At 66.9% G+C, this 7488-nt stretch carries 8 protein-coding genes and 1 pseudogene; 6 read left to right on the forward strand and 3 right to left on the reverse strand.

Annotated elements, in window-relative coordinates:
- A partial coding sequence (locus AC3A6P_RS35640) for a hypothetical protein (RefSeq protein WP_487697328.1) occupies positions 1 to 285 on the forward strand: 285 nt, incomplete at its 5' end.
- An 80-nt stretch (positions 286 to 365) separates the two neighbouring features.
- Here AC3A6P_RS35640 and AC3A6P_RS35645 read toward each other — a convergent pair.
- Positions 366 to 1409, reverse strand: a complete 1044-nt coding sequence (locus AC3A6P_RS35645) for a class I SAM-dependent methyltransferase (protein WP_487697330.1) — start codon at positions 1407 to 1409, stop codon at positions 366 to 368.
- A 221-nt stretch (positions 1410 to 1630) separates the two neighbouring features.
- On the opposite strand from AC3A6P_RS35645, the gene AC3A6P_RS35650 reads away from it, so the two are divergent.
- The gene (locus AC3A6P_RS35650; RefSeq protein ID WP_487697332.1) at positions 1631 to 2092 is read left to right on the forward strand and encodes a hypothetical protein; all 462 of its coding nucleotides are present in this window, start codon (positions 1631 to 1633) and stop codon (positions 2090 to 2092) included.
- Between the two features lie 11 nt (positions 2093 to 2103).
- Here AC3A6P_RS35650 and AC3A6P_RS35655 read toward each other — a convergent pair whose 3' ends face one another.
- Entirely contained in the window at positions 2104 to 2769 is a 666-nt protein-coding gene (locus AC3A6P_RS35655; protein WP_487697334.1) for an O-methyltransferase, read from the reverse strand.
- Positions 2770 to 2972: 203 nt separating this feature from the next.
- Here AC3A6P_RS35655 and sigE point away from each other — a divergent pair, with 203 nt between their 5' ends.
- From sigE to tatB, 4 genes are all read left to right on the forward strand, one after another.
- Positions 2973 to 3731, forward strand: a complete 759-nt coding sequence (gene sigE, locus AC3A6P_RS35660) for an RNA polymerase sigma factor SigE (RefSeq protein WP_487697374.1) — start codon at positions 2973 to 2975, stop codon at positions 3729 to 3731.
- Between the two features lie 113 nt (positions 3732 to 3844).
- Positions 3845 to 4249: an anti-sigma E factor RseA gene (rseA, locus tag AC3A6P_RS35665; protein WP_487697335.1), complete on the forward strand. Its 405-nt coding sequence runs from the start codon at positions 3845 to 3847 to the stop codon at positions 4247 to 4249.
- Positions 4250 to 4338: 89 nt separating this feature from the next.
- Entirely contained in the window at positions 4339 to 5862 is a 1524-nt protein-coding gene (htrA, locus tag AC3A6P_RS35670) for a serine protease HtrA (protein WP_487697336.1), read from the forward strand.
- 1 nt (position 5863) lies between these two features.
- Positions 5864 to 6277 (forward strand): Sec-independent protein translocase protein TatB, encoded by a 414-nt coding sequence (tatB, locus tag AC3A6P_RS35675; protein WP_487697338.1) that lies wholly within the window; start codon positions 5864 to 5866, stop codon positions 6275 to 6277.
- 16 nt (positions 6278 to 6293) lie between these two features.
- Here the strand turns inward: tatB and AC3A6P_RS35680 are convergent.
- A pseudogene (locus AC3A6P_RS35680) lies at positions 6294 to 7456 on the reverse strand (Mrp/NBP35 family ATP-binding protein).
- Positions 7457 to 7488 lie beyond the last annotated feature (32 nt).

The following is a 7488-nucleotide window of genomic DNA, read 5'->3' on the forward strand; positions in this document are numbered from 1 at the left end:
GGTGGCGACGGTGGCGACGGCGGCAAGGCCGGCGCCGGCGGCGGGTCCGGATTCTTCGGCGACCGTGGCGACGCGGGTAGCGACGGCGAGGGCGGCGAAGGTGGCGCCAGCGGTGCCGGTGGAGCGGCCGGCAGCGGCGGTTCGGGCGGCAGCGGCATTTCGGTCGGCGGCACCGGCACCGATGGGGACGACGGTGCTGACGGCGCTGACGGCGACGACGGCACCTCGACTGACGGCGAGACCGGCGGCAACGACGGCAGCGCGTCCAGCGACAACGACGCCTAGAGGTCAGATATGACAGTGGGGCGCCGGCTCAGCCGGCGCCCCACTTCTGTCAATGGCGTTGTGAACAACCGAGTTACGGGTTATTGCGGTGAGCCGATCTTTCCGTACACGCGCCAGCGCATCTCGATGGGGCTCTCGTCGCGCGGCACGTCGAATACGTCCTGACCGCTGACCCACTCCTCGAACCAGCTCGTCGGCGGCCACGACTCGGGAGGCAGGTGAGCCTTCTCGTAGTCGTACACCGAGTCGTCACTGAGCATGATCAACGGCAAATCAGCCGCCGCCAAGGCGATTTCGTTGTCGGTGAAAATACTGGTGTAGCACTGCTGACCCAGTTGCCGGGCGGCCTCGTCCAGCTCGAAGCCGGGCTTGACCACGAAGGTGTTGAACACCAGCCGGCCGGCGGGGGCAAGGTGGTGGGCCGCGAGTTCGAACAGGTTGCGCAGCTGTTCTGTCGAGCGGAAGTCGGACACCACCTCCGACAGGACGATCAGCTCATAGTCGTCGCGGAGATCCTGTGTGCTCTCGAAGATGTCACCGGCGATCACGCGCACCGGCAGGTTGTCCCGCTGGGCATCGGTGCTGAGCTGTTCGGCGAATTTCGGCGTCAGCTCGACGGAGTCGACCGGGTGGCCGCGCCGCGCCAAAGCCAGTGTGTTGCGGCCGGTTCCGGCACCGACATCGAGCACCGGGGCGGCTGCTGGGTCGGTGGCAGCTTGGGCCAGTGCCATCACCCGGGCATCGGGTTCGCTTCCGAACAGCGGCGGTGTGCGGGTGCTGATCCAGTTTTCGTAGGCCCGCTCCAGCGTCCACCATTCGATGGTGATCTCGTAGTTCAGCAACGACGCGACACCCGCGCTGTACGCGACGATGATGGTCGACCGAGGCGATTTCGCGAACGCCTCATCGAGTTGGCGCTGCAGTAGCTGCTTCAGATTGGCCAACTCATCGTCCGTGAACGCCCTGCCGACATCGGCGAAGACGTTGCCGCACATGGCCACGTAGTCATCGATCATGCTCGGCACCGCCGGCAGCTGGATCTTGCCCGCCACCGCTGACCGGCGGGTCAGGCGGCGCGTCATCGCCTCGCGCAGCGGGCGTTGATTCCGGTGTTGATTCCCCATCACGACCTTTGCTACACCACCGCGTCCCGGTTGGCCAGTCCGGGGGTCAAAACGAGATGTCCTGGTGTCTTTGCGGATTCAATTAGGGACCTTCCAATTTCGTGGGCAACGACCGCTACTATCAGCCCATGGCGGATAACGCGACTAACGATGAAGCTCGTTCTGGTGCAACGTCTGCCGGTCGCCGGCAACGGGGCCAGTCTCCCAGTTGGATCGCGCCGGTGGCCCTGGTGGTGGCACTCGTCGCGGTCGCGGTCTCGGTGTGGGCTCTGACGTCGAAGCCCGCCGAGCAAACCGCGCAGGACTCGGATGCTTCCTCCGCCGCTGATGTCGCCCCCGCCGATCCTGCTGCCGCCAAGACCCAGATCTGCACCGCTGTCGACACCGTGAGCAAAGCCGTTCAGCTGCAGACCAACGGCAACCTCGGTCCGGATCCAGTGGCACAGACCGCCGTCGCCGGTAACGCCCGTTTGGCTCTGTTGGGTGGCGGCCTGTATCTGGAGAATCAGCTCCGCGACGACACCCCCGAGGAATTGGCCGATCCCGTCCGACGGTTCGCGACCACCCTGCAGGACATCGGCGCCAACGCTCTCACCGGGGTGACGAATCAGGATCCGGTTCAGCAGGGTCGGCTCACCGAAGGTGACCGCCTCCGCCAGGAGATCGTGGGCCTCTGCGCGTAGAGGCCCGGTGGTCACTCGCGGGCGGCGGCCAGGATGCCGTCGCCCAGCGGGATCACCACCGGAGTCAGCCGCTCGTCCTCGGCGATCAGTCGTGCCGCCTCACGAACTGCCGACACTTCGGCGTCATGGGCCGCAGGGTCGCCGGCCCGCCCGCCCAACGCAGCGCGGTGCACGACGATCACGCCGCCGGGACGCAGCAGACGTATGCCCTGGACCACGAATTCAGGCTGATCCGTCGGCTCGGCGTCGATGAACACCAGGTCATAGGATTCGTCGGCCAGCCGGGTCAGTACCTCTTGAGCGCGGCCACCGATCAACCGGGTGCGCGACGGGCCGATGCCACCTTCGTTGAAAGCCTGTTTGGCGATCCGCTGGTGCTCCGGCTCGATGTCGATCGTCGTCAAGACGCCGTCATCGCGCATTCCGGACAACAGCCACAAGCCGCTGACCCCAGCGCCGGTACCCACTTCGACAACCGCTTTCCCGCCACTGAGTCGGGCGAGCAGGCTCAACAACGCCCCGACCGCCGGGCTCACCGCGCCGGCTCCGATGTCGGTGGCGCGCTCCCGTGCGGCGGCAAGGACCGCGTCCTCGGAGATCGCGTTCTCGGCGTGCGCCACGATCGACTCGACAGCGCTCGGCCGCGGCTGGCCGGATGGTTCGTCTGCGGGAGGCATGCCCCGCAGCGTAGAGGGCGGCAACCGAACCGCATCGCAGGCGCGCCCGCTTCTCGTCGCCGCCGCACCGATGTGCGACACGCCTCTCATTCCGGTGGTTTCGAATTGTATTTTTGGGGCATAACCAGGGCCGACGATCTATTCTCAGGGAAAGTTCAGATTGCTCATATGGCGTGCACACGGCGATAGACGACGGTGTGTTGATGGAACTCGGCGGTCGCTGGTCCGGGAATAGCGCTTACCCCTCACGCGTTCCCGTGATTATCGGCTTGCCGGTTCCATCTGGCAGTGCCAAGCAGAATGCAGATCAGGAGGATCCGACGACCACGATGACGGCGCCGAACAGCATGTCGCACGTCGCTCAGCATGCCGAAGCCGAATGGGCTCAGCCCACGGACGAGTTGCAGGGAACGGCCGTCTTCGACGCCACCGGCGACAAGACCACCATGCCGTCATGGGACGACCTGGTCCGCCAGCACGCCGATCGCGTGTACCGGCTCGCCTATCGCCTCTCCGGTAATCAGCACGACGCCGAGGACCTCACCCAGGAGACCTTCATCCGGGTGTTCCGATCCGTGCAGAACTACCAGCCGGGCACCTTCGAGGGCTGGCTGCACCGCATCACCACGAACCTCTTCCTGGACATGGTGCGTCGCCGCAGCCGCATCCGGATGGAGGCGCTGCCCGAGGACTACGACCGGGTTCCCGCCGACGAGCCCAACCCCGAGCAGATCTACCACGATTCACGGCTCGGTCCTGATCTGCAGGCCGCACTCGACTCGCTGCCGCCGGAGTTCCGCGCCGCCGTGGTCCTGTGCGATATCGAAGGTCTGTCCTACGAGGAAATCGGAGCGACGCTCGGCGTGAAGCTGGGCACGGTCCGCAGCCGGATCCACCGCGGCCGGCAGGCGCTGCGCGAATTCCTCGCTGCGCAGCAGGCCAGTGACGCCGCGGAAAATTAACGGCGAACAAGACGACCAGGTGGGGTGTCTCAGGGCCCTGCACGCGCTACATTTGATAAGAGATCGCTAAGGCTCAGGCGAGAGTAGCGCAGCAGTCGGAAGGGGCGGGGTGAATGAGCGACCGGGGGCACGTGTTCCGACGAGCATTCTCGTGGCTTCCCGCGCAGTTCGCCTCCCAGAGTGACGCCCCTGTCGGCGCTCCCCGCCAGTTCGGCTCCACCGAACACCTCTCCATCGAAGCGATAGCGGCCTTCGTCGACGGCGAACTCCGTATGAATGCGCATCTGCGCGCCGCCCACCACCTCTCGATGTGTTCCGATTGCGCCGCCGAGGTGGACGCCCAACGCCAGGCCCGCGAGGCGCTGCGCGACTCCTGTCCGATCCATATCCCGAGCACTCTGCTGGGCATGTTGTCGCAGATCCCGAACGCCCCGCTGACCCCTCCGGACGATGCGCCGGACCGGATCGCCGACCAGTTAGCTGACGACACAGCGCGGCCCCGCCGTCGCCGCCGGTAGGGTGGATGGGGCCGAGTCCGCCCCGCCGCGGGCTCGATAGTCAGTTTTCGAGTGGCTCGCATTCCGAGCGCCCCCAGAATGAGGATGACGTGAGTTCGGACCAGGACAACTCAGGCCAGGGGCCCAGTGGGCCGCGTTTGGCGCCGCGTCCCGTTTCGAGGCCGCCGGTTGACGACGCACAGCGCCGCGCATTCGGACGACCCAACGGTGTCGATGGCTCGTTCGTCGCCGAGGAACTGCGCCCACAGAGGTTTCAGGACAACTCGGAATACGAACCGCGGGATCAGCCGCCGGATCCGGTCCTCGCCGAGGCATTCGGTCGCCCGCATCCCAATGGAGACTCTCTACAGCGTCACCCCGTCGACCACGGCGCCCTGGAAGCCGAGGAAGCTGCCAGGAAGAACGGCTCGGGACCTGACGCTGCCGAGGACCCGTGGCGTGACCCCTCGGCAGCCGCCGCACTGGGAACGCCGGCCGTCGCAGCGCCCGCACCGCAGCAGGCCGTGGCGCCCCCCGGCAAGCTCGGTGTGCGCGATGTCCTGTTCGGTGGCCGGGTGTCCTACGCCGCGCTCGCGGTTCTGGCTGTCATCGCACTGGTGATCGGTCTGGCGGGCGGCTGGGTCGGACGCAAGACTGCCGAGGTGGTACAGGCGTTCACCACCTCGAAGATCACCCTCGAGACCGACGGCGCCGACGATGTGCCCCCCGGCCAGATCGCTTCCGTTGCGGCGTCGGTGGCGGACTCGGTGGTCACCATCGAGGCCAAGAGCGACGAGGCGGGGTCTCAGGGTTCCGGCGTCATCATCGACGGCCGCGGGTACGTCGTCACCAATAATCACGTCATCTCCGAGGCCGCCACCAACCCCAGCCAGTGGAAGATGTCCGTGGTCTTCAACGACGGCAAGTCCGTGCCCGCCAACTTGGTGGGCCGCGATCCCAAAACCGACCTGGCCGTGCTGAAAGTCGACAATGTCGACAATCTCACCGTCGCGCGTCTCGGCAACTCCGATGACGTGGTGGTCGGTGAAGAAGTGATCGCCGCCGGCGCCCCGCTGGGATTGCGCAGTACGGTGACCTCGGGCATCGTCAGCGCGCTGCACCGCCCGGTGCCGCTGTCCGGCGACGGTTCCGACACCGACACCGTCATCGACGCCATCCAGACCGATGCGTCCATCAACCACGGCAACTCCGGCGGCCCGCTGATCAACATGGAATCCCAGGTGATCGGCATCAACACCGCGGGCAAGTCGCTTTCCGACAGCGCCAGTGGGCTGGGTTTCGCCATACCGGTCAACGAGGTCAAGCAGGTCGCCGAGGCGCTGATCAAGGACGGCAAGATCGCGCATCCGACGCTCGGCCTGTCCGCGCGGTCGGTGAGCAATGATCTGGCGTCCGGCGCGCAGGTGGCCAATGTGCGGGCCGGCAGTCCCGCCGAGCGCGCCGGCATCCTGGAGAACGATGTGGTGGTCAAGGTCGGCAACCGCAACGTGGCCGACGCCAACGAATTCACGGTGGCGGTGCGACAGCTGCCGATCGGGCAGGACTCGCCCATCGAGGTGATGCGTGACGGCCGCCGGGTGACGCTGACAGTCAACCCCACGCCGGACAACTGAGATGTTCGCCAACCTCGGTTGGGGAGAGATGGTGCTCCTGGTCCTCATCGGTTTGGTGGTGCTCGGACCGGAGCGGTTGCCCGGCGCCATCCGATGGACCGCCGGAGCCGTGCGTCAGGCCCGGGAGTACGTCACCGGAGCGACGTCGCAGTTGCGCCAAGACCTGGGACCGGAGTTCGACGACCTCCGGGAGCCACTGTCGGAGCTGCAGAAGTTGCGTGGGATGACGCCCCGCGCGGCGATCACCAAACACCTACTCGACGGCGACGATTCGGTGTTCACCGGCAAGTTCGACAACGCAGCGGGTCAAAAGGGCAGCAAGCCCGCCGATTCTTCTCCGTCCGCACCAGCGGTGGAGCGCACCCCGTCGGTCGAGACACCGGCCAGCACCCCGTTCGACCCAGACGCCACCTGACGCCCTGGAAGGGGGTCTACGCCTGGAGGTCGGGTTGACGGCGCGTGGTGTCCAGACCCAGCGACATCCCGGCGAGGCCACGCTTGCGCGCGGTCAAACTGTCGGCGATGCCACGCAGTTCCTTGCCCGCGGCCGAGTCCGGAGCGCTGAGCACCAGCGGGATTCCGGAATCGCCGGCGCTGACCAAGGCCGGGTCCAACGGGACCTGCCCCAGCAGCGGAACGTCGCCGCCCACTGAACGGGACAGGCTCTCGGCCACCTGCTTGCCGCCGCCTTCGCCGAACACGTTCATGACGGTGCCGTCGGGCAGTACCAGGCCGGACATGTTCTCTACGACACCGACAACCCGCTGACGCGTCTGCAGCGCGATGGCACCCGCCCGTTCGGCCACCTCGGCGGCGGCCAGTTGCGGTGTCGTCACCACCAGGATCTCCGCGCCGGGAATCAGCTGCGCCACCGAGATCGCGACGTCGCCGGTACCGGGTGGCAGGTCCAGCAGCAGCACATCCAGATCGCCCCAGTACACGTCGGCGAGGAACTGCTGCAGCGCGCGATGCAGCATCGGGCCGCGCCACACGACGGGGGTGTTGCCCTGGGTGAACTGGGCGATCGAGATGACCTTCACATCGTGGGCCACGGGTGGGACGATCATCGACTCGACCTGGGTGGGCCGGTCGTTGGTGCCCATCATCCGCGGAACCGAGTGGCCGTAGATATCAGCGTCCAGCAGGCCGACCGACAGTCCACGCGCTGCCATGGCCGCGGCCAGGTTCACCGTCACACTGGACTTCCCGACGCCACCCTTGCCGGAGGCCACCGCATAGACCCGGGTGAGCGAGCCCGGCTGGGCGAACGGGATGACGGGCTCGGGGGAGTCACCGCGCAGCTGCTTGCGCAGTTCGGTGCGCTGCTCGTCGTTCATCACGTCGAGGGTGACCTTGACCGCGCCGGTGCCGGGCACGTCGGCGACGGCCTGGGAGACGGTCTCGGTGATCTCCGATTTCTTCGGACAGCTAGCGGTGGTCAGGTAGATCTCGACGCGAACCGCGGAGTCGGGTCCGACGTCGATGCTCTTGACCATGTTGAGCTCGGTGATCGGTCGACGGAGCTCGGGGTCGATCACCTTGCCGAGCGCGGCCCGGATGGCGGAGGTGAGATCGCTGGTTTGAGACATATCACCGCCGAGTGTAGGCGGGGTCGAGCCGGGCGAG

Source organism: Mycobacterium sp. Soil_C_30 (genome assembly GCF_057656995.1).

Excerpts from the sequence above, each read along its gene's own strand:
- AC3A6P_RS35655 (WP_487697334.1), bottom strand. The coding sequence starts at position 2,769 with ATGCCTCCCGCAGACGAACCATCCGGCCAGCCGCGGCCGAGCGCTGTC.
- rseA (WP_487697335.1), top strand. The coding sequence starts at position 3,845 with ATGAGCGACCGGGGGCACGTGTTCCGACGAGCATTCTCGTGGCTTCCC.
- AC3A6P_RS35645 (WP_487697330.1), bottom strand. The coding sequence starts at position 1,409 with ATGGGGAATCAACACCGGAATCAACGCCCGCTGCGCGAGGCGATGACG.
- sigE (WP_487697374.1), top strand. The coding sequence starts at position 2,973 with ATGGAACTCGGCGGTCGCTGGTCCGGGAATAGCGCTTACCCCTCACGC.
- tatB (WP_487697338.1), top strand. The coding sequence starts at position 5,864 with ATGTTCGCCAACCTCGGTTGGGGAGAGATGGTGCTCCTGGTCCTCATC.